Source organism: Halobacillus naozhouensis, from assembly GCF_029714185.1.
In the GTDB taxonomy this organism is placed as follows: Bacteria; Bacillota; Bacilli; order Bacillales; family Halobacillaceae; genus Halobacillus_A; species Halobacillus_A naozhouensis.
In genome coordinates, this window is the sequence record NZ_CP121671.1 from 1996584 (window position 1) to 2022157 (window position 25574).

Genomic DNA, 25574 nt, shown 5'->3' on the forward strand with positions numbered 1-25574 from the left:
AGTAGAAAGGTTGATTGTAATGAAACTTATTAAAGTATTAGTGGTTGATGACTCAGCCTTTATGCGAAAAATGATCACAGATCTATTAGAAAAAGACAAACGTATAAAGGTAGTAGGGACTGCACGAAACGGCAAAGAAAGTTTGATAAAAGCGAAGGATCTGCTGCCAGACGTCATTACGATGGATATCGAAATGCCTGTAATGGATGGTCTGACTGCTTTAGCGCATATGATGAAAGAGAAGCCGAAGCCTGTCGTGATGCTATCCAGCTTAACGAGTGAAGGGGCTGATAGCACACTGAAAGCTATGAGTCTTGGGGCTGTGGATTTTGTTCTAAAACCATCAGGATCGATCTCTCTGGACATAGAAAAAGTAGAGAAAGAGCTTCATAGTAAAGTAATAACGGCAAGTAAAGCTAGCTTACCTAAGCGTTTTTCAACAAAGAAACTATCTCCCCTCCAAATTCCATTGAAGGTCAACAACAACCAACATTCAATCGTCGCCATCGGAACTTCTACGGGAGGGCCAAGAGCTCTACAGGAAGTCATCACACACTTGCCAGCTGATTTTCCTGCTCCGATTCTGATCGTACAGCATATGCCTAAAGGGTTTACACTGTCTTTAGCCAATCGGTTGGACCAGTTGGCTGCCATACACGTTAAGGAAGCCGAAGAGGGAGAAAAACTGCGAAATGGTGTGGCTTACATCGCACCAGGGGATTTTCATATGGGAGTAATACTGAACCACCGTGAACCTGTAATTGCTCTTAGTCAAGATCCCCCCCACCTTGGACATCGCCCTGCTGTGAACCATCTTTACAAGTCACTCGCTAATTTGGACGGTTATAAGACGGTTGCTGTTGTTATGACAGGGATGGGTTCAGACGGAATGGACGGGTTATTAGAGTTGAAGAGGCAGTGTCCACAAACTTACTGTATTGCGGAGTCAGCGGACACCTGTATTGTATACGGCATGCCAAAAGCAGTTATTCTAGCAAAATTAGCTAATGAAATTGTTCCACTTGACGATATTAATCACAGGATAGGACAGGTCATTTCAGGCAGGGGGAATTGAATTGGATACAAACCAGTATTTAGAACTATTTATTGATGAAAGTAAAGAACACTTACAGTCGATTAATGATCGATTATTAGAATTGGAGAGTAGTCCTCAAGATCTGGCTATAGTCGGCGAAGTTTTTCGATCGGCTCATACCTTAAAAGGAATGGCCGCGACCATGGGGTTTCAAGATCTCGCTAACTTAACACATAAAATGGAAAATGTGCTGGATGGAGTCCGCAATCAGAAAATACAGGTTGACTCTGCTATACTCGACGTTGTCTTTGACTCCGTCGATGATTTAGAAGCGATGGTTATGGACATTGCAGATGGACGCACAGGGGAGCGGGATGTAGACAGGGTTGTTACTCTTTTACATGCGATCGAAAGCCAGGAAGCCGCAGAGGAACAGGATGGGGCAACCCAATCAATCCTACAGTCAAACGCTGCACAGGAATTTGAAATTGACGAATTCGCCGCAACCGTTCTTGAACAGTCCCATGAACAAGGGTTGAACAATTATGTAGTCAGCGTGTCCATAAGGGATGACTGCCTATTGAAGGCAGCACGTGTGTACATGGTATTTGAAGTATTTGAAGCAGCTGGAGAAGTTGTTCAGTCCTCTCCAGCTGTAGAAGAACTCGAAAATGAACAATTTGATACGACCTTTCAAGTGTTGCTCGTTACGAGTGAAGAATCGGACGATGTAAAAAATAAAATCCTCAACATATCTGAAATTGATGACGTCAGCATAGCTATGTTTGATATCCGAGATTACACACAGTCCCAATCGGCCAATGAAACTGCTTCAACTATAGAACGAGAAGAAACACCAGCAGCGCTGTCTCAGGGGAATAGCAAGCCACAGCTTCCCATGGAAAAACAAGATAAAAAAGGCAAGCAAGTTGCCAACAAAACCATTCGCGTTAATATTGACCGCCTTGATGTACTTATGAATCTATTTGAAGAACTTGTTATTGATCGAGGACGCTTAGAGCAAATCTCAAACGAGCTGGATCACAATGATTTAAAAGATACCGTTGAAAGAATGGCCCGGGTATCAGGAGATTTACAAAGTATTATTTTAACAATGCGGATGGTCCCGATCGAGCAAGTATTCAACCGCTTTCCGCGAATGGTCAGACAGCTTTCTCGTGATCTGGATAAAGAGATCGACCTCCAGATCCTGGGGGCTGACACAGAGCTTGATCGCACAGTAATCGATGAAATTGGTGATCCGCTTGTTCATCTTATTCGTAACGCGCTGGATCATGGAATCGAAAGTCCTGGAAAGCGTGCGGAGAAGGGCAAGCCCACGCGGGGGACATTGCAGTTAAAGGCCTATCATAGCGGGAATTCAGTGTTTATCGAGATTTCCGATGATGGAGCCGGTATCCATCGTGAACGAGTCATCCAAAAGGCTATCTCAAATCGTGTGATTTCCGAGGAACAAGCCGCGAACTTATCAGACAAACAAGTTTACGAGTTAATTATGGAAAGCGGGTTTTCAACAGCTGAAACGATTTCAGATGTGTCAGGCCGTGGCGTAGGCCTCGATGTAGTTAAAAATACCATCGAATCATTGGGTGGAAGAATCGGAATTGATTCTGATCTGAATCGAGGCAGTGTGTTTTCGATTCAGCTCCCGCTCACTTTATCAATCATTTCTGTCATGCTGGTTGAAGTGCAGGACGAGAAGTATGCCATCCCGCTTTCTTCTATCATAGAAACAGCTAGTGTGAAAAAAGAAGATGTCATGCATGCCCATAATAAGAAAGTCATTGATTTTAGAGGGAAGGTAGTCCCATTGGTGTTTTTAAAAGAGGTGTTTGAAACACCGCAAACATTAGAAGAGCCTCCCTATTATTCAGTGGTGATTGCTCGTAGAGGGGAAAAGATGGCAGGGTTTGTTGTTGACTCCTTTATAGGACAGCAGGAAGTGGTGCTGAAGTCATTAGGTGATTATCTGTCAGGTGTCTTTGCGATATCAGGTGCCACGATTTTAGGCGACGGCCAAGTAGCCTTAATCGTAGATGCAAACACACTAATCAAGTAAAGGGGGAAGATGTGACAATGATGATAGAAGATTCTGGGACACATGTGAAGGTTATCGTATTTCAAATAAAAGATGAGGAGTATGCGGTGCCTGTTCACCAGGCGGGCTCTATTGAACGGGTCATGCCTATTACTCGTGTACCTAAAACAGCCTCATTTGTAGAAGGTGTAATAAACTTAAGGGGTGTAGTGACTCCCATTATCGATTTACGAAAACGATTTGGTCTAGAAGGATCTAAACTGGACGACACGACCAGAATTATTATTGTATCCATGGAGGAAATGGATGTGGGACTGATCGTTGACGGAGCCAATGATGTGCTTGATATTGCAGAAGAGGACATTCAGCCTCCACCGGAAGTGGTCGGCATGGTAAAAGAGGAATACATCCGCGGAGTTATCAATAGTAATCAACGATTGCTTATCCTCCTTAACTTAGAGAATGTGTTATCACAGGATGAAGTAAAGGAATTGCATGAAGTTGAACGGTAATCAGATCGATTTTAGCGATGATTTTTCTCCATTTTATTTGGATGTGTTAAAGGAAATAGGCAATATCGGTGCAGAACATGCAGCCACATCATTATCGAAGCTGCTTGGAAATAAAATTGATATGTACGTTTCATCCGTTAAACTAGCAGGATTTAATGAGGTCATGGAACTTGCGGGAGGGGCAGAGACAGAGGTGGTTAGTCTAATGTTTCGGCTTGGAGGAGCAGCTGCTGGATCGATGTTCTTTATTCTGTCCCCCCAGCAAGCGGCACAATTTGTAAGCAGGATGACCCGGCGGACTGGCTTGGTCCAGTGTCAATGCCAACGCGATGAACTTGAATATTCGGCTTTGAGGGAACTAGGAAATATAGTAGCCGGTTCCTATTTATCTGCCTTATCTGACCTTACTTATTTGAATGTTCAGCTGTCAGTTCCGGCACTGACAGTAGATATGGCAGGAGCCATCTTAAGTTCAGCCCTGGTTGAGCACGCATGCACTAGTGATCGTGCGCTCGTGATCGAGACATCATTAACAGAAGCCGGGGATTCGAACTCATCCATTGATGGGTATTTCTTTCTTTTACCTGACCCTGACTCCTCCGATACATTACTCAAGTCTCTTGGAGTATCAGGAACGTGATGAATAAGGCAGCAGAGATTGTTAAAGTCGGAATCGCGGATTTAAGTATCGTCAATAGCGAAACCGTCATTCGTACTTCAGGGTTAGGTTCTTGTGTTGGGGTCGTCCTATATGAATCAACTAGTAAAATTGCAGGAATGATTCATATTATGCTTCCTGATTCCTCGCTTGGTAAACAAGGGGTGGTGAATCGGAGAAAGTATGCAGACACAGCCATCGATGAGTTAGTGAATCGATTAGTTCAACACGGGGCGAGGAAATCACTGTTGCGGGCTAAGATAGCTGGCGGCGCCCAGATGTTTCAGTTTTCAAAGGCTAATGATATGATGAGAATAGGTCCACGAAACGTAGAAGCGGTTAAGAAAAAGCTGCGAGAGCATGATATTCCTATTTGCTCAGAAGATGTAGGTGGAACCAATGGACGTACGATCGAATTTCATCCGGCTACTGGCCAATTACATATACGCACAGTGAACAAGGGAGAATCGGTGATTTAAATACATGACGTTGCGCCGATGGATCATTATTTTTGACCAAGACTGAGGAGGGATGATCATGACCAGCTCTATATCTCCTCAAGAACAAGAGCTGTGGGATCTTTGGATAAATGAACAAGACATGGAAGCAGCCAACCAATTGGTTCAACAGTATTCACACTTAGTTAATTTCCATGTGCAGCGAATTTCAGCCCACCTGCCGAAAAGTGTTAGTAAAGATGATGTGCATAGCCTGGGGCTTCTCGGGTTGTATGACGCCTTGAAAAAATTTGACACGTCACGCGACTTGAAATTTGATACATACGCTTCCTTTCGCATCCGGGGAACGATTATGGATGGTCTTCGTAAAGAAGATTGGCTGCCCCGGTCTGTTCGTGACAAAGTAAAAAAGATAGAACAAGCGGCGGAGCACATCGAACAGAAGTATCAGCGAATTGCTACATCCTACGAAATTGCTGCCGAACTTAATTTGCCAAAAACAGATGTCGAAGAAATTATGAAGGATTCTCTGTTTGCCCATGTTCTGTCGATGGAAGAAAAAACGAAAGACGGCACGGATGAGCATAAGGAGGGTATTGGCTACTCTATCCCTGATAAGGACACACTGTCGCCGACAGAATCCCTTATTAAGGAAGAAAACTATGAAGAGCTGGCGCATCAGATTAAACAGTTGAACGAAAAGGAACAACTAGTCGTCAGTTTATTTTATACCGAAGAGTTAACGTTAACAGAAATAGGAGAAGTTATGGAACTTACGACCTCCAGAATTTCGCAAATTCATGCAAAGGCTATTTTTAAATTACGCCAATCATTAATGGAGATTGTTGGCTAACGTTCTCTACTATAAAAGTTGTTGTCACTGTGCCATATGTTGATGGGCGGGGATGGCAGCACCTGAGCAGGTGAGTGAAGCAGAATGGTTTATTTTCTATTAACAATAAGTTTTATTTTACATGGTATCTTGATCCTTATCATTATGGTTTTGTTTAAAAAAGTAAAGCAGGCAGAAGAACTAGAATTGCGTCAGAAACAAGTGGCTAGTGAGATTGAGGAGGTATTTAATCAATACCTTATGGAAATAAAAGAAGAGAATGAAAAAATGGATACGTGGCTGAATCACACCTCTACTAGCGAAGCAGATCACCGCCCGCAAGAGCCCACCAAGACAGAGAAGCCAGAGGAACAAAATGATGAAGACTACAGCCCGCCGTTACCTGTGCAGGAGGAAGCTGAGTATGTACCATCACTTCCATCTCGTGTTATGACGATGTATAACAGTGGTATGGACATGGAGGAAATCGCCCGCGAGTTAAATCTAGGAAAAACAGAGGTTGAGTTGCTCGTTAAGTTTCAGCATACAAAATAATCAAATATACTTGAATGAACAGAACCGTTATGGTATATTTACTGTCGGTGTCAATACACACGTCTTTTAATTTCATGGCTGGTTGCTCTTCAAAGAAGAGTTAGTGATGAGAAATGATGAAGACGGAGGATACTAAAAAAACCAAACAGGAGGAATTAACATGTCTGTTATTTCTATGAAACAGTTGCTAGAAGCTGGTGTTCATTTTGGACACCAAACCCGTCGCTGGAACCCGAAGATGAAGAAATACATCTTTACAGAGCGTAACGGAATTTATATCATCGACCTGCAAAAAACAGTTAAGAAGGTGGATGAAGCATTTAACTACGTAAGACAAGTTGCGGAAGACGGAGGCAACATTCTTTTCGTAGGTACGAAAAAACAAGCACAAGACACAGTGCGCGATGAAGCGACACGCTGTGGCATGTACTACATCAACCAACGCTGGTTAGGTGGTACACTAACAAACTTCCAAACCATTCGTAAGCGTATTAACCGTCTAATTGATATCGAGCGTATGGAAGAGGATGGTACATTTGACGTACTTCCGAAAAAAGAAGTCGTTGATATGCTTAAAGAAAAAGATCGCCTTGTTAAATTCTTAGGCGGAATTAAAGAAATGACTTCAATTCCGGATGCAATGTTTGTCATTGACCCTCGTAAAGAGCGCATTGCTATCGCGGAAGCTCATAAATTAAATATCCCGGTAATCGGTATTGTAGATACAAACTGTGACCCGGATGAAATTGATTATGTCATCCCAGCGAACGATGACGCAATTCGTGCCGTTAAATTGCTTACTTCAAAAATGGCGGATGCTGTTCTTGAAGCCAAGCAAGGTGAAGAAACTGAAGTGACAGAAGAAGCAGAAGAAGCGGAAACTGTAGAAGAGTAGGTTACGGTTCAATAGGTGATAAGGGGGCAGACCTTTTATCACCTTTTTTAAGAGTGAAAATGATAAACACTTTCATAATGGTAGAGGTCCAGATTACAAAGGAGGCTAACTCATGGCGATTAATGCTAAGATGGTAAAAGAACTTCGTGAAAAAACAGGTGCTGGAATGATGGATTGTAAGAAAGCACTAACCGAAAATGATGGCGATATGGAAAAAGCAATGGAATGGCTTCGCGAAAAAGGGATTTCTAAAGCCCAGAAGAAAGCGGACCGCATTGCTGCAGAAGGTGCTGCTCACGTAGTAGTAGATGGTAATACCGCAGCGCTTTTCGAAGTAAACTGTGAAACAGACTTCGTTACGAAGAATGATCAATTTAAAACTCTTTTGCAAGAGCTTGGTAAACACCTTGTAAGTCAGAAGCCAGAAACAGTAGAAGAAGCTCTTGAGCAGAAGCTTCATGGTGACGGCGATAAAATCAATGACTATATTACAGATATGGTTGCTAAAATTGGTGAGAAGATCTCCCTGCGCCGCTTTGTTATCAAAGAAAAAACTGATAACGATGCTTTTGGTGCTTATATGCATATGGGTGGTAACATCGGTGTGTTGACTGTCCTTGAAGGTTCAACTGATGAAACTGTGGCTAAAGATGTCGCGATGCACGTTGCGGCAGTAAACCCTCGTTACGTTTCTCGTGATGAGATTTCTGAAGAAGAAGTGGACAGTGAACGCGATGTATTGAAAACACAGGCTTTAAACGAAGGTAAGCCTGAGAAAATCGTGGAGAAAATGGTGGAAGGCCGTCTGAACAAATTCTTTGAAGAAATTTGCTTGCTTGAGCAGAGCTTCGTTAAAGATCCAGACCAGAAAGTGAAGAAATATGTAGCTTCCTCCGGTGGCGAAATCAAAGGCTTTACTCGTTTCGAAGTTGGAGAAGGCATGGAAAAACGTGAAGAAAACTTCGCTGACGAAGTAATGAGTCAAGTTAAAAAATAAGCCAGACTTTATGGATAGGGGACACATAGTGTTCCCTATTTTAAAACACGTTACATAAGTATAGACACATCATGATCAACAGAAAAAGATCAGGAATAAATGGAGGTTGCTATGACTACAGCTCGCTATCGTCGTATCGTACTAAAACTAAGTGGGGAAGCTCTAAGCGGTAAAGAAGGTTTCGGTCTTGAACCAACTATTATACAATCTATCTCCAAACAAGTTAAAGAGGTCGCTGAATTAGGTGTAGAAGTCGCTGTTGTTGTGGGCGGGGGAAACATTTGGCGGGGCAAGGTCGGAAGTGAGATGGGCATGGACCGCGCAAATGCTGATTACATGGGCATGCTTGCGACAGTTATGAACTCGCTCGCCCTTCAGGACAGCTTGGAGAATATAGGGATTCAAACGCGTGTGCAAACCTCGATCGAAATGAGACAGGTAGCTGAACCTTATATACGTAGGAAAGCAATCCGTCATCTTGAGAAAAAAAGAGTAGTTATTTTTGCTGCAGGGACAGGTAATCCTTACTTTTCCACAGATACTACAGCAGCATTACGTGCAGCGGAAATAGAAGCTGACGTGATCTTAATGGCGAAAAATAATGTCGATGGCGTGTATTCTGATGACCCTAAAGTAAATGTTGACGCGAAGAAATACGATCAAATATCCTATTTGGACGTTCTGAATGAAGGATTAGGGGTAATGGATTCTACAGCTTCTTCTTTATGTATGGACAACGATATCGATTTACTGGTATTCTCTATTACAGAAGAGGGTAATATTAAGAAAGCCGTAACAGGCGAAAATATTGGAACGATTGTAAGGGGGAAATAATCATGTCAGATGCCGTGATTAAGGAAACAAAACAACAAATGGAACAGGCGGTACAGGCCTACTCACGCCAATTGGCTACCGTCAGAGCAGGAAGAGCTAACCCTTCTATATTAGATAGTGTTTATGTTGATTATTATGGTGCTGCTACTCCATTGAACCAGTTGGCCCAGGTAGGTGCACCTGAACCACGTTTACTTGTGATCACACCTTATGATAAATCTGCTATCTCAGAAATCGAAAAGTCGATCCAGAAAGCTGACCTTGGCTTATCACCTTCCAGTGATGGTAATGTAGTCCGCATTAATATCCCGGCACTTACAGAGGAACGCCGAAAGGATTTAGCAAAAGTGGTCGGTAAATACTCAGAAGAAGCTAAAGTTCAAGTTCGTAATATACGTCGTGATTCCAATGATCGTTTGAAGAAAATGGAAAAAGATGGTGACCTGACTGAAGATGACCTTCGTGAATATCAAGATGATGTTCAGAAAGTAACCGACGAAAATATTGCCTCCATTGATAAACTAGCTAAGTCTAAAGAAGACGAAATTATGGAAGTTTGATCTATTGAGCCAATAGGTGTATAAAACCGCACTGTCGCTGTTTGGCAGTGCGGTTTTTATTTTGCATTAGTAAGCATGTAGTCTGTCAATCACTAAAAAATCATGTCAAATGATGAAACTAAACTACATTTGCTGTAAACTGGTTATGACCTAAATTTCCAGGGGCTCTTTATGTGAAGAGCGGCATAATGTAGGATAATAGTATATAATAGAAAGAGTGGAACCAACGGACTGGGGGATGATGGCATGCCAATCAAGATTCCATTTACCAAAAATAAGAAACAAAATACACGGCAACCTCAAAGTCTTGATGCTGGCCATATTCCAAAGCATGTAGCAATTATTATGGATGGAAATGGTCGATGGGCTAAGAAGCGAGGCTTGCCGAGGGTAGCAGGCCACAAAGAAGGAATGAGTGTGGTCAAGAAAATTGTACGCCGTGCATCTGATTTAGACGTCAGTGTACTTACACTCTATGCGTTTTCAACAGAAAATTGGAAACGACCGAAAAATGAAGTAGATTTCCTAATGAAATTACCTATTGATTTTTTAAATACATATTTGCCGGAACTTATTGAAAGAGACGTGCAGGTACAAACAATTGGGGATACGGAATTTCTCCCAGATCATACTCGAAAGGCTGTGGAGGAGGCCATTGAACGCACATCAGACAACAGTGGACTTATTTTAAATTTTGCTCTTAATTATGGAAGTCGTTTTGAAATGGTTCAGGCCGTCAAGCAAATTTCCACACGAGTAGAAAGCGGGGAGCTCTCAACTTCCGATATAAATGAACAATTGTTCTCTTCTCATTTATATACATCTGATTTATTTGAACCTGATTTACTCATTCGTACGAGTGGAGAGCAGCGTCTGAGTAACTTTCTATTATGGCAGCTTGCTTATGCAGAGTTCTGGTTTACAGAAGTATTATGGCCAGATTTTGATGAACAATTATTTGAACAAGCCTTACACGACTACCAAAATCGTAAACGTCGTTATGGCGGGATATAAGGTGTGATCTACTATGAAACAACGAACAATTACAGCAGTAGTTGCTGCATTAATCTTTCTGCCAATCGTTATGCTTGGTGATGTCATATTTCAAGCTTTCGTCTATCTCATAGCAAGCATAGCTATATATGAACTTATGCGAATGAAAAAAATAGCTAGGTACTCACTTGCTTCCGTTATCACCTTATTGCTCATGTGGACGCTGATGTATAAGCAGGGGATGTTTTGGGGCTACGATTTACCGGTAACGAAGTCCGAATTGACCTTGTTAGCCGTACTAATCCTATTGAGTTATACCGTACTCGTAAAAAACCGATTCACGTTTGATGATGTTGGATTCCTGTTACTGTCAGCCATTTATATAGGCATGGGTTTTTATTATTTGATCGTAACGAGAGAAGAAGGCCTGCAGTTCATTTTTTATGCTTTGTTTGTAGTTTGGGCAACAGATACAGGTGCTTACATTTTTGGACGATTGTTCGGGAAACACAAATTGTGGCCGCAGATTAGCCCTAAGAAAACAATTGAGGGGTCAGTTGGCGGGGTTATCCTAGCATGTGTGGTGGCCTATATCTTTCATATGATCGAGCCATTCTCTCATTCACTGCTTATTGTTTTGCTCGTGACCATTCTCATCTCTATCGCGGGTCAGATCGGTGACTTAGTGGAATCTGCCTTAAAACGACATTATGCTGTAAAGGATTCAGGTAAGATCCTGCCGGGTCACGGTGGTGTATTGGATCGTTTTGACAGTCTTATTTTCATGCTTCCCATCCTCCATTTGATTGGGTTTATTCCTGAAGAGGGGACGGCGCTGGCTAACCTGCAAACCGTGGAATGGGTACTATCTATAGTATTTTATATGGGCTGAATAATTTTAGTAGTGAAAGGGGAATTCCCTGGTGAAACAAATTGCATTACTTGGGGCGACAGGTTCTATCGGAATCCAAACATTAGAAGTGCTGCGCCTGCATAAAGAAGAGTTTTCTTTATATGCTATGGCATTTGGTAAAAATATAGGTAAGGCGCTACCGCTTATTAAAGAATTCCAACCTTCTTTGGTTGTAGTTCAGGATGAGGGAACGAAGCTCGAATTGGAAAAACAATGGCAAGGCTGTCCGGTTTTATTTGGCAACGATGGACTTGTGGAAGCAAGCGTTGCGGATGCAGTAGATGTAGTCGTTAATGCAGTCATGGGCAGTATCGGTCTGCAAGCTACACTTCAAGCTATTGAAGCCAGAAAAACGATCGCGATTGCTAACAAAGAAACATTGGTCACAGCTGGCCATTTAGTCATGGAAGCCGCACGAAAAAATAATGTGGCACTGTTACCTGTAGATAGTGAACACTCAGCGATCTACCAATCACTAAATGGTGAACAGCAGAGAGATATTCATAAACTAATTATCACAGCCTCAGGTGGAAGTTTTCGCGACAAAAAAAGAGAAGAACTTGTCGGTGTGACGGTTGAAGATGCCCTCAACCATCCAAACTGGAGTATGGGAGCGAAAATCACGATTGATTCGGCTTCTATGATGAATAAAGGGTTAGAGGTGATTGAAGCGCATTGGCTTTTTGATGTGCCTTATGAGCAAATTCATGTTATTCTTCATAGAGAAAGTGTCATCCATTCAATGGTTGAGTATGTAGATAGAAGTGTTATGGCACAGTTGGGCACACCAGATATGAAAGTACCAATCCAATATGCTCTAACCTATCCGCAGCGTTATCCGTTAGAGCATACGAAACAACTCAACCTGGAAGAAATCGCTACATTGCACTTTGAAAAAATGGATATGGAACGTTTTCCTTGCTTAAAGATGGCCTTTGAAGCGGGGCGTGAAGGCGGATCGATGACAACCGTATTAAACGCCGCCAATGAGGAAGCTGTTCAGTTATTTCTAGAAGGACGAATTTCCTTCCTTGATATCGAGCAATTAATACAACAACAACTGACTCAGCACGAAACGATTCATAAGCCAGACTTGTCTACCATATTATCTATCGATGAGGAAACGAGAAAACGAGTCCGTTTACAATTAAAATAACGTACGCGATTTAGATGCTCGATCATTTTTTGAACAACCTCAAAAAGGAAGGTGCTTCATTTGACAACAGTAATTGCGTTTATACTCATGTTTGGCCTGCTGGTGTTTGTACATGAGTGGGGGCATCTCATTTTTGCAAAGCGAGCCGGAATGCTGGCTCGTGAATTCGCAATCGGATTCGGTCCGAAAATATTTGCATTTACGAGAAACGAAACGCTGTATACCATTCGATTGCTGCCCATTGGCGGTTACGTAAGGGTAGCTGGTGAGGATCCTGAAATTGTAGAACTAAAAGCGGGTCACCATATTGGGCTTGAGTTCAATCATGAGGGTAAAGTAAGCAGCATTATCGTAAATAATAAATCTAAACATCCACATGCACGAGTGATCGAAGTAGAGCGAGCTGACCTTGATCATCGTCTCATCATTGAAGGGTACGAAGTGGACGAAGATGAGAAGCTGACCTTTGAAGTCGATCCAAAAGCAATGTTTGTGATGGATGAAAAGGAAACGCAAATTGCTCCATATGACCGGCAATTTGCCTCAAAGTCTGTTCCTAAGCGTGCGATGCAGCTTTTTGCAGGGCCGATGATGAACTTTGTCCTTGCGATCATTTTATTTATGATTTTAGGGTTTGTTCAGGGAGTGCCAGCAAACAATGCACTTATTGGTGATATTCAACCTGATTCACCAGCTGAAGAAGCAGGTTTGCAGGCAGGTGATGAAGTTGTTGGCATTGATGGCGAGCCTCTCGATACTTGGGAAGAGTTTACTCAAATTGTGAGGAATCATCCGGAAGAGCAAGTCACATTAACTGTCGAACGTGATGGACAAACTGTACAAATCGATGTAACTCCAGCGGAAATCCAACAAGGTGAATTAACGATTGGCCAAGTAGGTGTGGCCCGCGCATTTGAAGATTCCTTTACGAAAAAGCTGACCTACGGGTTCAGCCAGACGTATGAATGGGGAACGTTAATTTTAACAAACCTTGGGAAACTTGTTACCGGGCAGTTCTCCTTGGATATGCTGTCAGGGCCTGTGGGAATCTATGATGCTACAGACCGTGTAGTACAAACGGGCTTTATGAATTTTATCATGTGGACTGCGATCCTTAGTGTCAACCTTGGTATTGTAAACCTGCTCCCGCTTCCCGCACTAGACGGCGGACGTTTACTGTTTGTAGGGCTTGAAGGGGTACGGGGTAAACCAATTGACCCGCAAAAAGAAGGAATTGTTCACTTTATTGGATTTGCCTTGTTAATGTTATTGATGTTAGTAGTTACATGGAATGATATCCAACGTCTATTCTTGTAAATGACCAGCTGGAAGCAGAGAGGGTAAAGATCTCTCTTTCGCTTCCAGCTTCTATTTTTAAATGAAAAAGAAGAGGTGGAATGTATGAAACAAAGTCAAATGTTAATTCCTACATTAAAAGAAGTTCCAGCAGATGCTGAAATTAAGAGCCATCAGCTTCTCGTACGCGCTGGTTACATACGTCAGATAGCATCAGGTATTTATAGTTTCCTGCCCATCGGCCGTCGCGTATTACGTAAAGTAGAGGATATCGTTCGTGAAGAAATGGAGAAAATCGGTGCCCATGAAATGATGATGGCGGCCCTGCAGCCTTCAGAATTGTGGAAGGAAAGCGGACGCTGGTCTACTTACGGACCAGAGCTCATGCGTCTTCATGATCGTCATGAACGAGAATTTGCTTTAGGGGCAACCCATGAGGAAGTGATCACGAGTATCGTTCGCGATGAAGTAAAGAGCTATAAGCGCTTGCCGTTGAAAGTGTTTCAAATTCAGAATAAATTCCGTGATGAAAAGCGTCCCCGGTTTGGATTGCTGCGCGGACGTGAATTCTTAATGAAAGACGCTTATTCATTTAACGAGTCTTTTGAGAGTCTAGATGAAAGCTACAACCAAATGTTCCAGGCTTATTCAGCTATTTTCAAGCGTCTTGGACTAAACTTTCGCGCGGTCATTGCAGATTCCGGCCAGATGGGTGGAAAGGATACCCATGAATTTATGGTACTTTCAGACGTAGGGGAAGATGTGATTGCTTATTCAGATACATCTGACTATGCAGCAAATATCGAAATGGCAGAGGTCGTTATGACATATGAAAAATCCCAAGATGCTCCGAAGCAGATGGAAAAAGTCTCTACACCGGACCAGAAAACGATGCAGGATGTTGCTGATTACCTAGGTCATGGATTAGAAGCTGGCTTAAAATCGATTATGTTTAAGGTGGATGATCGTTATGTAATGGTCATCACGCGCGGAGACCATGAAGTGAATGATATTAAATTGAAGAACCTTTACTCAGCAGATATAGTGGAACTCGCCAGTGAAGAACGTACGAAAGAATTGCTCGGAACCGGTTTTGGCTCCCTGGGCCCTGTTGGCGTTGGGGAAGAAATTGAAGTAGTAGCTGACCATGCTGTAGAAGCTTTAGTAAATGTGTCCTGTGGTGCAAATGAAGCGGGATACCATTTTGTCAATGTCACTCCTGAAAAAGACTTCAAAGTAAATCAGTATGCTGATCTCCGTTTTATTAAAGAAGGTGATCCGTCACCGGATGGACAGGGCCACATTCAATTTGCCCGCGGAATTGAAGTGGGACATGTATTCAAACTGGGTACTTTTTATGCTGAGAATATGAATGCGAATTATTTGGACGACCAGGGCAAAGCGCAAACGATGGTTATGGGGTCCTATGGAATTGGTGTCTCAAGAACAGTAGCTGCGATTGTCGAACAGTACAATGACGAGCGTGGCATTACATGGCCAGCCCATATTGCGCCATTCCAAGTGCATCTGCTATCCTTAAACCCTAAAAAAGAAGAGCAAAAACAGCTGGCAGACCAATTATATGATCAGCTTAAATCGGCAGGCATCGAAGTTCTTTATGATGATCGTAAAGAGAGAGCCGGCGTAAAATTTGCTGATAGCGATCTATTTGGAATTCCACTGCGATTAACGGTAGGAAAACGAGCGGGGGAAGGAATTGTAGAAATGAAAGAGCGTGCAAGTGGAGAACAGTCCGAAGTTGATCAATCCGAAGTGCTCTCTACTGTAAGCGAGTGGTTTAGACAGTAGAATTTTGGATCCTCTTTTCATACATGCTTATGCAGCCGAGATAATATCCATGAATACCCGCCAATAGGGAGGAATCATATTGGGTGTAACCAACCAGGAGAAAATGCAATATTTATTGGAGCAAATCCAGTTTCCACAGGATCTGATTGAGCCCCACTTTACAGACAGTTCACTTGAAAAGCTGGTTGTATTTAAGGCCGAGAAGAAATGGCATTTTTATTTTTCGCTTCCACGCGTACTGCCTGCTTCTGTGTACCAACTTTTTATAGGTAAGCTTCAAGCAGCGTTCCGGTCCATTGCTGCGATCGATTGGACGATTAATACGTCAAACTCGTCACTCCCGCCTGAAGCAATAAGTGAATACTGGCGTGGGTTTATTCAATCGGTGCCGAATCTGTCTCCAGGGTACAAAGATTTACTTATGGAACAGGACCCTGAAATTAACGGGAATAAGGTTATGTTAACTTGCAGAAACTTGGCGGAGAGTCATGCAGTAAAAAAGAAACTCGAAACTTCCTTGCAAAGTTTTTGCGGGCAATCCGGCTTACCAGCGCTCATGCTGTCTACACGGGTAAAGGAAGAACACGAAGAATTGAAAAAGTTCCAGGAAGAACGTCAGAAAGAAGATAAACAACTTGTTCAAAAGGCCGTTAAGGAACAAGAAGAACGTGCCAAGGATAAGGAAGATACCAAACCAAAAGGTCCAATCGAAATTGGCTATAAAATTCAGGAAGTCTCAGAGCCTATGGAGAACATTGAAGAGGAAGAGCGGCGAAAAATTATCGAAGGATACGTTTTCGACGCTGAAATAAAAGAGTTGCGATCCGGACGTCATTTATTGCTTATCAAAGCAACGGATTATACCGATTCATTTTCAATTAAAATGTTCTCACGCGGTGATGATCATGCTGAAATGTTTAAACAAGTAGATAAAGGAATGTGGATTAAAGCAAGAGGAAGCATCCAGACAGATAACTTCACAAGCGAATTAACGATGATGGCCAATGACATTAACGAGATTGCCCCAAAGCTGCGGAAGGATGAAGGTGCTGAGGGCGCAAAGCGGATCGAGTTGCATGCCCATACAACGATGAGTCAAATGGATGCGCCAGTCTCCGCTTCTCGGCTGATTGCACAGGCTGCTAACTGGGGTCATGAAGCGATAGCCATTACTGATCATGCCGTTGCCCAAGCATATCCAGAAGCACATGCTTCCGGAGAGAAGCACGGTGTGAAAGTTATTTATGGGATGGAAGCAAATTTAGTTGATGATGGGGTGCCGATCGCATATGAGGAGCAGGACCGCGATCTTGAAACAGATACGTATGTCGTTTTTGACGTAGAAACAACAGGACTGTCCGCTGTCTATGACAAAATTATTGAACTTGCTGCTGTGAAGGTGAAAAGCGGAGAAATCATCGACCGTTTCGAATCGTTCGCCAATCCGCATCATCCGCTTTCTCAAACGACAATTGATCTAACTGGTATTACCGATGATATGGTTAAAGATGCCCCGGAAATCGGTGACGTGTTAAAAGATTTTCATCAGTGGATGGCCGATGACATTTTAGTTGCTCATAACGCTAGCTTTGACATGGGGTTTCTTAATGCCGGATTTCAGCTGATCGAATATCCTAAATCTTCAAACCCTGTCATTGATACGCTTGAGCTTGCCAGATTTCTTGTGCCAGAGTTGAAGAATCATAGATTAAATACACTTTGTAAGCATTTCGATATCGAATTGACCCAGCACCATAGAGCCATTTATGATGCCGAGGCAACTGGTTATTTACTGTGGAAGCTTGTGAAGAAAGCGATCGAACGTGATATAACCAATCATAGTAATCTCAATGATTACATGGGTGAAGGAAAGGCCTATCAACGTTCCCGCCCTTCCCACGTCACTTTGCTCGCTGTCAATAGCACAGGATTAAAAAATATGTACCGCATCGTTTCAGAAGCCCATGTGAATTATTATTATCGTGTCCCGCGTGTCCCAAGGTCCCGTCTAGCCAAGCTCCGCGAAGGGCTGCTCATAGGATCAGGCTGTGATAAAGGGGAAGTCTTCGAGACGATGATGCAGAAATCGGAAGAAGAAGCAGAGAAAGTGGCGGAGTTCTATGATTTTCTGGAAATCCAGCCGCCTGGAAACTATGCTCATTTGATCGAAAAGGACCTTGTGCAGAACAAAGCGCAAATCTATGATATTTTGAAAAAAATCGTCCATATGGGAGAGCGGTTGGGCAAGACGGTTGCGGCTACAGGCAACACACATTATCTGGAACCCCATGATAAAATGTACCGGCAAATTCTCATTTCCTCTCAAAGTGGAAATCCTCTCAATCGCCAAACATTGCCTGACGTTCATTTTAAAACGACCAATGAGATGATAGAGGAGTTCTCCTTTTTGGGGAATGAAGAAGCAGAAAAAGTCGTTGTCACCAACACACACGCCATCAATGATCGCATTGAAGTGATTAATCCGGTTAAAGATGATTTGTACACACCTAACATTGAAGGTGCTGATCAGGAAATCAGGGACATGTCCTACAACAAAGCCAGAAGTCTTTACGGTGATCCCATTCCAGAACTCGTTGAAAAAAGATTAGAAAAAGAGCTTGAGAGTATTATAGGCAATGGTTTTGCGGTTATTTACTTAATCTCTCAGAAACTGGTGACTAAGTCACTTGAAGATGGATATTTAGTAGGGTCACGTGGCTCAGTCGGTTCTTCACTCGTTGCCACGATGACGGATATTTCTGAAGTTAATCCGCTGCCACCTCATTATGTGTGTCCAAATTGCCAGCATCATGAATTTTTTACAGACGGTTCGATCGGAAGTGGTTTTGACCTCCCTGAAAAAGATTGCCCTGAATGCGGGACAGCTTATAAAAAAGATGGACAGGATATTCCGTTTGAAACGTTCTTAGGCTTTAAAGGTGATAAAGTTCCCGATATTGACTTGAACTTTTCCGGTGAATATCAGCCCCATGCCCACAACTATACAAAAGTGTTGTTTGGTGAGGATAATGTGTATCGTGCCGGTACGATCGGTACAATTGCTGAGAAGACGGCATATGGGTATGTGAAAGGTTATGCAGGCGACCATCAACTGCAGTATAAAAATGCTGAAATCGACAGGCTTGTCCAAGGATGTACAGGCGTAAAACGAACAACTGGCCAGCACCCAGGGGGAATCATTGTCGTACCGGATGATATGGACATCTTTGATTTTTCGCCGATTCAATTTCCAGCCGATGATACTAAATCGGAATGGAAGACCACACATTTTGACTTCCATTCGATTCACGATAACTTGCTTAAGCTTGATATTCTTGGCCACGATGATCCGACAGTAATTCGTATGCTTCAAGACTTAAGCGGGATTGATCAGAAAGAAATTCCCGTCGATGATCCGGAAGTGATGAAAATCTTCAGTGGTCCAGAGGCATTAGGAGTAACGGCTGAACAAATCATGTGTAAAACAGGAACGCTCGGGGTTCCTGAATTTGGTACTCGGTTTGTTAGACAGATGCTTGAGGATACCAAGCCTAAGACATTCGCTGAACTTGTCATTATTTCCGGTCTTTCTCACGGGACGGATGTGTGGCTTGGAAATGCTGAGCAGCTCATCAACGATGGTATCTGTACTCTGCCTGAGGTAATTGGCTGCCGTGATGATATTATGGTATATCTTATGCACAAAGGACTCGAGCCATCGCTAGCCTTTAAGATTATGGAATTTGTGCGGAAAGGCCGTGGTCTACAGGACGATTGGATCGAGGAAATGAAAAAGCACGGAGTTCCTGATTGGTATATTGATTCCTGTAAGAAAATAAAGTACATGTTCCCTAAAGCTCACGCTGCAGCTTATGTGCTGATGGCTGTTCGTATTGCTTACTTTAAAGTCCACTATCCGATTTACTTTTATGCTGCATACTTCACCGTTAGAGCTGGCGACTTTGAATTGGAGACGATGATTAAAGGCTCCGATGCTATTCGCAAAAGGATTGAAGAAATCCAAGCGAAAGGTTTAGATGCAACACCTAAAGAGAAAAGTTTAATGACTGTGCTCGAATTGGCACTGGAGATGTGTGAGCGAGGCTATGGCTTTAAGAGTGTTGACTTGTATGAATCAAGTGCGACTGATTTCCTTGTTGAGGATAACCAGTTAATCCCTCCATTTAATGCCGTGGATGGTTTAGGTACAAATGCTGCAATTAATATTGTTAACGCGAGGAAAGAAGGAGAATTTCTCTCCAAGCAAGATTTACGTGAACGAAGTCGTATTTCGAAGACGGTCCTGGAGTATTTAGATCAGCAAGGCTGTTTAGCTGGCATGCCAGAAGAGAATCAGCTGTCGTTGTTTTAACAGACACTCAACTGCATTTATTCAATAGACTGCGGAAATTCCTGCTTTTCTCTGTTGTCTAGCTGCAAGGGGCAAACCCTCGCGACATAAGTCATTCCAATTCTGTGGCAAAAATCAGTCACTCCATGGTTTGACTTATGCTTGTCGGGTCCGAACGCCCCTTTCCGCTTTTCGTGTGGTTAGCTGCAACTCCCAGACACTCGAGACATAAGCGATTCACCTACGTGAAGAATAAGCACTTCACTTCGGCCCGCAGGATGCGGGTCAGTTCGACGTTGGCATAGGATTTGCCGTTCTTAGTCGAACTTCCTTTAACGTGTCTACCCGGGAGCTTTCGCTTTTCGTTGTTTGCATAAATGTAGTATCTATGGTATATTTTTAACGGTGATAAGAACGATAGAGTCGAGCGAAAGAGTGGGGAAACCCACTCTTTCGTTTATATTTACGGCTCTCTTTACTTAGAAGACACGTATTTTTGAGCAAGAAAGCCGCTATGAACTCATTCATAGCGGTTTCCTTTCGAACGATAATTAGGAAGGTAAAAAGTATAGAATGTCAACGAATCGTCAATAAACAGGAGTAAAAGGAGGGATTCCATATGAGTAAAAATGTAACCGAGATTACTGAAGAACTAGTTATTCCCATTGCTGAAGAAATGAATCTTGAACTTGTAGATATCGAATTTAAAAAAGAAGGAAAGAATTGGTTTCTGCGTGTCTTTCTTGATAAACCTGAAGGCATTGATATTGAAGAATGCGGTCAAGTATCTGAAATGCTGAGTGAGAAATTAGATGAAATAGATCCAATTGACATGCCATACTTTTTGGAGGTTTCCTCTCCTGGTGCAGAACGGCCTCTGAAAACGAAAGAAGATTTCATGAGGCACACAGGTAAGCATATTTATGTGAAGTTATATGAACCTATTGAGAATGAAAAAGAATTTGAAGGTACTTTAGTGCAATTTGAAAATGACACAGCAATGATTGAAATACGGGTTAAGTCACGTAAAAAGCAATTAGAGGTACCTTTTGACAAGATTGCCAAAGCGAATTTGGCTGTCACTTTTAACTAAGGGGGAGAAAGCTGTTGAGTAGTGAACTTTTTGATGCCATGAATTATCTGGAAAAGGAAAAGGGCATTGACAAAAATTTATTGCTGGAAGCGCTCGATGCAGCGTTAATTTCAGCTTATAAGAAGAATTTTAACTCGGCTACAAACGTTCGTGTTGATATTAATGAAGAAGAGGGAGCAATGAAAGTTTTTGCGAGAAAAACCATTGTTGAAGAGTCTATGGACCCTCAGCAAGAGATTTCTTTAGAAGAGGCCAAAGATATTGACCCGAATTATGAGCTGGAGGATGTCATTGAAGTAGAAGTGACCCCGGCTGATTTTGGCAGAATCGCGGCTCAGGCAGCTAAACAAGTTGTTACCCAGCGTGTTCGCGAAGCAGAGCGCGGCATCATCTACGGTGAGTATGTGGACCGCGAAGAAGATGTCATGACAGGTATTATTCAACGAAAGGATCCACGGTTCGTTTATGTTAATCTGGGCAAAATTGAAGCCAGACTGCCTGAAGGTGAACAGATGCCGACGGAAACGTATGAGGTACATGATCGTTTGAAGGTTTTTGTCACAAAAGTAGAAAATAGCAATAAAGGACCTCATATTTATGTATCCAGAACGCATCCTGGCTTGCTGAAACGCTTGTTCGAAATGGAAGTTCCTGAAATATATGATGGAACGGTAGAGGTGAAGTCTGTCGCTCGGGAAGCGGGAGACCGTTCAAAGATTTCTGTGCATGCGGGTGATCCAGAAGTAGATCCAGTTGGGTCATGTGTCGGCCAGCGCGGCCAGCGTGTTCAAGCCATCGTGAATGAGTTAAAAGGTGAAAAAATTGATATTGTTCAATGGTCTGAAGATCCAATTGAATATGTATCAAATGCACTTAGCCCATCAAAAGTGGTAGAAGTGCTCGTAGATGAAGAGGAAAAAGCAACAACGGTCATTGTACCGGATTATCAATTATCTCTGGCGATTGGGAAGCGAGGACAAAATGCTCGGCTCGCAGCTAAATTGACAGGTTGGAAAATTGATATTAAGAGTGAGAGCGAAGCGGTTGAACAAGGTGTAATAACCGAACAGCCAGCTTCAGATGAAGAAGAAACAGACGAAATCACTGAAGAATAAGGGGGCGAATCAGATGGCCCAACCTAAACAAAGAAAAATTCCATTGCGTAAATGCGTGGTTACCCAGGAGATGAAGCCAAAGAAGCAACTGATCCGGGTAGTGCGTAATAAGGATGGAGAAGTATTTGTTGATCAGACAGGAAAGAAAAATGGCCGAGGAGCTTATATTTCAAAAAGCCTTGATGTCATTGATCAGGCAGAAAAGCAGCAAGTACTGAACCGTCACTTAAACGCCAAGGTAAATGGTGAGATTTACGAAGAATTAAGAGCCATCGTTGAGGTTGAAGACTAATGGCTGGCTCTTATTTAAATATCATTGGACTGGCTTTAAGGGCGGGGAAGCTTACGCTTGGCGAGGAGCATATTGTAAAAGATATCCAGAAACGCCGGGCGAAGTTAGTCCTTATTGCCAATGATACGGGAAAACAAACGATGAAGAAGCTTACAGATAAATGTAGCTCTTATCAAATACCCTGCTATGTGGTGGATAATCGTGAAACTCTTTCACAAGCCATGGGGAAGACAGGGAGAGTCGCGATCGCAGTTCTTGACCAAGGATTTGCGAAAAAGTTGCAATCGCTGCTCGATGAATCTATTCGGGGGTGAAAGAATGAGTAAAATGCGCGTTTATGAATATGCGAAAGCAAATGAACTATCAAGTAAACAAGTAATTGATAAATTGAAAGAAATGAAAGTAGAAGTGTCTAACCATATGTCTATGGTAGAAGATGATGTAAAAGGGAAACTGGACCAGTCGTTTGGCAAAGGGCAACAAGAAAGCAAGCCTGGCGACAATAAGTCAAACAACAACAAGAAAAATCAAAAACCAAATCAAAATCGTGATCAGAGAAACAATAAAAAACAGAAAAACAATCATCGTCCACAAAATAAAAAGCAGCAAAAACCGCAACACCATCAAAAACAACAGCCTAAGAAGAATCAAACACCCGAAAAGATTACCTATTCAGGTTCTCTGACAGTAGGTGAACTTGCTGAGAAGTTGAAAAAAGACTCATCTGAAATCATTAAGAAATTAATGGGCCTAGGGGTTATGGCTACGAAAAACCAGGACCTGGATAGTGACTCAATCGAGTTGATTTGTGCCGAATTCAATGTTGAGGTTGAAGAAGAAGTCGTCGTAGACGAAACTGATATCGAAAACATCATATTTGATGACGAAGAAGAAGACTTACAGGAACGCCCTGCAGTGGTTACGATTATGGGCCACGTTGATCACGGGAAAACTACTTTGCTTGATTCGATTCGCGACACGAAGGTTACGGAAGGCGAAGCAGGAGGAATCACTCAGCATATTGGTGCTTATCAAGTAGAGGAAAATGATAAAAAGATTACATTTCTTGATACTCCGGGTCACGCCGCTTTTACAAGCATGCGTTCCCGCGGTGCCCAAATCACTGATATTGCCATCTTAGTTGTAGCAGCAGATGACGGTGTTATGCCGCAGACCCGCGAAGCGATTAACCATGCTAAAGCTGCTGAGGTACCAATTATTGTTGCCGTTAATAAAATGGATAAGGAAGGGGCAAACCCTGACCGCGTGATGCAGGAATTAATGGAATATGAATTAATCTCTGAAGACTTTGGCGGAGATACAATCTTCGTTAAAATGTCCGCGGTTAAGGGAGAAGGGATCGATGAACTGCTGGAAATGATTCTTCTTGTAGCTGAAATGGAAGAATTCAAAGCGAACCCTGATCGCCTTGCGTATGGAACAGTTGTCGAGGCGGAACTTGATAAGGGCCGTGGACCTGTCGCCACTCTTCTAGTCCAAAATGGAACATTGAAAGTTAGTGATGCTGTCGTTGTAGGCAACACACATGGTCGAGTTCGTGCTATGGTAAACGAAGTTGGAAGAAGAGTTAAAGTAGCCGGACCTTCTACACCGGTAGAAATTACGGGATTAAATCATGTACCACAAGCAGGTGATCGTTTTCTAGCTTTTGAAGACGAGAAAAAAGCCCGTTCAATCGGAGAAGCTCGCCAGCAAAAACAAATTGAAGCTGAACGAAGCTCCACAGCTAAAGTAAGTCTTGATGATTTGTTTGAACAGATTAAACATGGGAACATTAAGGACATCAACCTTATTCTAAAAGCAGATGTTCAGGGGTCTCTTGAGGCACTGGCTGGATCACTTCAAAAGATCGAAGTTGAAGGTGTGAAGGTGAAGATCATTCATACGGGTGTGGGAGCTATTACAGAATCTGATATCTCACTTGCTTCAGCTTCGAATGCTATTGTCATCGGGTTCAATGTACGCCCGGATGGGAATGCCAGGAAAGCCGCTGAATCAGAAGATGTTGAAATCCGTCTGCACAACATTATCTATAAGGTAATGGAAGAAATTGAAGCAGCTATGAAAGGTATGCTTGATCCTGAATATGAAGAAAAAATCATTGGGCAAGTGGAAGTTCGCGAAATCTTCAAAGTATCTAAAGTGGGTACAATTGCTGGCTCTTATGTAACCGACGGAAAGATCACTAAAGATTCAGGCATTCGAGTGATTCGTGACGGTGTCGTCATTTATGAAGGGGAAATTGATGCCCTTAAACGATATAAAGATGACGCTAAAGAGGTTGCAAAGGGTTATGAGTGCGGCATTACGGTGAAGAATTTTAATGACGTAAAAGTCGGCGACGTGATTGAACCTTACGTCATGCAGGAGATTGAACGTACATGATTTTAAGCGCTGAGCTGGAAGCGATTGTTTATGATGCTCAGTCCTTGAAAGAAAAGCGTTCCGTTATCAAAAGAGTACAAACGAGGCTGAAGAATGAATTTAATGTAGCTGTCAGTGAACTGGATCATCAGGATCTCTGGCAGCGGACATGTATAGGAATCGTGACCATAGCTAGCAGCAAAGTCATCGCAGAGCAGACGATCCAGCAAGCTTTAGCCTTTGTGGATTCTTTTCCTGAATTAGAACGAACAGAAACAGTCCAAGAATGGTTGTAGACGTTTAGTTTTTGAAGAGGTGAAGAAAGAATGAATGATCTAAGAGCTAACCGTGTCGGTGAGCAAATGAAGAAAGAAATGAGCGATATTATCAGCAAGAAGATTAAAGACCCTCGTGTGGGCTTTGTTACGGTTACAGAGGTAAAAGTAACCGGAGATCTTCAACAAGCTAAGGTCTATATTTCTGTACTTGGTGATGATAAACAAAAACATGATACACTCGTTGGTTTAGCTAAAGCAAAAGGCTTTATACGTTCTGAAATTGGGCAGAGAATCCGTTTGCGCAAAACGCCGGAAATCATGTTTGAATTTGATGAGGCAATTGAGCGAGGTAATCGTATCGAAACAATTTTAAAGGATTTAAATGATACTGATAGTTAAAGAAAAAGGACTGAATGGCTTAAGTATCACTTAAGTATTCAGGTAGATGTGCACAAAAGAATCCGTGCTGTGATAAGCACGGATTCTCTCTGTATAAA

Annotated in this window: 24 protein-coding genes; all 24 read left to right on the top strand. The window is 42.5% G+C overall.

All coding sequences use genetic code 11. From position 1 onward, the window contains the following. Positions 1-19: 19 nt before the first annotated feature. The 24 genes from P9989_RS10510 (at position 20) to rbfA (ending at position 25476) form a co-directional block, all read left to right on the top strand. Positions 20-1075, top strand: coding sequence for a protein-glutamate methylesterase/protein-glutamine glutaminase (locus tag P9989_RS10510; protein ID WP_283078701.1), 1056 nt, complete (start codon positions 20-22; stop codon positions 1073-1075). Between the two features lies 1 nt (position 1076). Next, positions 1077-3116, top strand: a complete 2040-nt coding sequence (locus tag P9989_RS10515) for a chemotaxis protein CheA (RefSeq protein ID WP_283078702.1) — start codon at positions 1077-1079, stop codon at positions 3114-3116. 20 nt (positions 3117-3136) lie between these two features. Continuing rightward, a complete protein-coding gene (locus P9989_RS10520; protein WP_283078889.1) occupies positions 3137-3607 on the top strand; it encodes a chemotaxis protein CheW in 471 nt (156 codons plus the stop codon). Then, positions 3591-4247, top strand: coding sequence for a chemotaxis protein CheC (locus tag P9989_RS10525; RefSeq protein ID WP_283078703.1), 657 nt, complete (start codon positions 3591-3593; stop codon positions 4245-4247). Before P9989_RS10520 ends, P9989_RS10525 begins: the two co-directional genes overlap by 17 nt. Beyond that, positions 4247-4744, top strand: a complete 498-nt coding sequence (locus P9989_RS10530) for a chemotaxis protein CheD (RefSeq protein ID WP_283078890.1) — start codon at positions 4247-4249, stop codon at positions 4742-4744. Before P9989_RS10525 ends, P9989_RS10530 begins: the two co-directional genes overlap by 1 nt. A gap of 58 nt (positions 4745-4802) precedes the next feature. Next, the gene (locus P9989_RS10535) at positions 4803-5576 is read left to right on the top strand and encodes a FliA/WhiG family RNA polymerase sigma factor (protein ID WP_283078704.1); all 774 of its coding nucleotides are present in this window, start codon (positions 4803-4805) and stop codon (positions 5574-5576) included. 84 nt (positions 5577-5660) lie between these two features. After that, complete coding sequence (locus P9989_RS10540; RefSeq protein ID WP_283078705.1) at positions 5661-6110, top strand: DUF6115 domain-containing protein; 450 nt, start codon at positions 5661-5663, stop codon at positions 6108-6110. Positions 6111-6270: 160 nt separating this feature from the next. After that, positions 6271-7005 carry a 30S ribosomal protein S2 gene (rpsB, locus tag P9989_RS10545; protein ID WP_283078706.1) on the top strand — a complete coding sequence of 245 codons (735 nt, stop codon included), beginning with the start codon at positions 6271-6273 and terminating at the stop codon, positions 7003-7005. A gap of 112 nt (positions 7006-7117) precedes the next feature. Then, positions 7118-8002, top strand: a complete 885-nt coding sequence (tsf, locus tag P9989_RS10550; RefSeq protein ID WP_283078707.1) for a translation elongation factor Ts — start codon at positions 7118-7120, stop codon at positions 8000-8002. 111 nt (positions 8003-8113) lie between these two features. After that, complete coding sequence (gene pyrH, locus P9989_RS10555; RefSeq protein WP_283078708.1) at positions 8114-8836, top strand: UMP kinase; 723 nt, start codon at positions 8114-8116, stop codon at positions 8834-8836. A 2-nt stretch (positions 8837-8838) separates the two neighbouring features. After that, complete coding sequence (gene frr, locus P9989_RS10560; protein ID WP_283078709.1) at positions 8839-9396, top strand: ribosome recycling factor; 558 nt, start codon at positions 8839-8841, stop codon at positions 9394-9396. 246 nt (positions 9397-9642) lie between these two features. After that, positions 9643-10410: an undecaprenyl pyrophosphate synthase gene (gene uppS, locus P9989_RS10565; protein WP_283078710.1), complete on the top strand. Its 768-nt coding sequence runs from the start codon at positions 9643-9645 to the stop codon at positions 10408-10410. Positions 10411-10423: 13 nt separating this feature from the next. Continuing rightward, positions 10424-11281 (top strand): phosphatidate cytidylyltransferase, encoded by an 858-nt coding sequence (locus P9989_RS10570; protein ID WP_283078711.1) that lies wholly within the window; start codon positions 10424-10426, stop codon positions 11279-11281. Between the two features lie 31 nt (positions 11282-11312). After that, positions 11313-12458: a 1-deoxy-D-xylulose-5-phosphate reductoisomerase gene (gene dxr / locus P9989_RS10575; RefSeq protein ID WP_283078712.1), complete on the top strand. Its 1146-nt coding sequence runs from the start codon at positions 11313-11315 to the stop codon at positions 12456-12458. 60 nt (positions 12459-12518) lie between these two features. After that, positions 12519-13775, top strand: coding sequence for an RIP metalloprotease RseP (rseP, locus tag P9989_RS10580; RefSeq protein ID WP_283078713.1), 1257 nt, complete (start codon positions 12519-12521; stop codon positions 13773-13775). An 84-nt stretch (positions 13776-13859) separates the two neighbouring features. Then, entirely contained in the window at positions 13860-15563 is a 1704-nt protein-coding gene (locus tag P9989_RS10585; protein WP_283078714.1) for a proline--tRNA ligase, read from the top strand. Between the two features lie 79 nt (positions 15564-15642). Continuing rightward, positions 15643-19935 (top strand): PolC-type DNA polymerase III, encoded by a 4293-nt coding sequence (locus P9989_RS10590; protein WP_283078715.1) that lies wholly within the window; start codon positions 15643-15645, stop codon positions 19933-19935. Positions 19936-20533: 598 nt separating this feature from the next. Further along, positions 20534-21007 (top strand): ribosome maturation factor RimP, encoded by a 474-nt coding sequence (rimP, locus tag P9989_RS10595; RefSeq protein ID WP_283078716.1) that lies wholly within the window; start codon positions 20534-20536, stop codon positions 21005-21007. A gap of 14 nt (positions 21008-21021) precedes the next feature. Further along, the gene (nusA, locus tag P9989_RS10600; RefSeq protein WP_283078717.1) at positions 21022-22122 is read left to right on the top strand and encodes a transcription termination factor NusA; all 1101 of its coding nucleotides are present in this window, start codon (positions 21022-21024) and stop codon (positions 22120-22122) included. A 13-nt stretch (positions 22123-22135) separates the two neighbouring features. Continuing rightward, entirely contained in the window at positions 22136-22414 is a 279-nt protein-coding gene (rnpM, locus tag P9989_RS10605; RefSeq protein ID WP_283078718.1) for an RNase P modulator RnpM, read from the top strand. Beyond that, positions 22414-22728: a YlxQ family RNA-binding protein gene (locus P9989_RS10610; protein WP_283078719.1), complete on the top strand. Its 315-nt coding sequence runs from the start codon at positions 22414-22416 to the stop codon at positions 22726-22728. Before rnpM ends, P9989_RS10610 begins: the two co-directional genes overlap by 1 nt. 4 nt (positions 22729-22732) lie before the next feature. After that, positions 22733-24820, top strand: a complete 2088-nt coding sequence (gene infB, locus P9989_RS10615; protein WP_283078720.1) for a translation initiation factor IF-2 — start codon at positions 22733-22735, stop codon at positions 24818-24820. Further along, positions 24817-25095: a DUF503 domain-containing protein gene (locus P9989_RS10620; protein ID WP_283078721.1), complete on the top strand. Its 279-nt coding sequence runs from the start codon at positions 24817-24819 to the stop codon at positions 25093-25095. The genes infB and P9989_RS10620 overlap by 4 nt, the downstream gene beginning before the upstream one ends. A gap of 30 nt (positions 25096-25125) precedes the next feature. After that, entirely contained in the window at positions 25126-25476 is a 351-nt protein-coding gene (gene rbfA, locus P9989_RS10625; protein ID WP_079529887.1) for a 30S ribosome-binding factor RbfA, read from the top strand. Positions 25477-25574 lie beyond the last annotated feature (98 nt).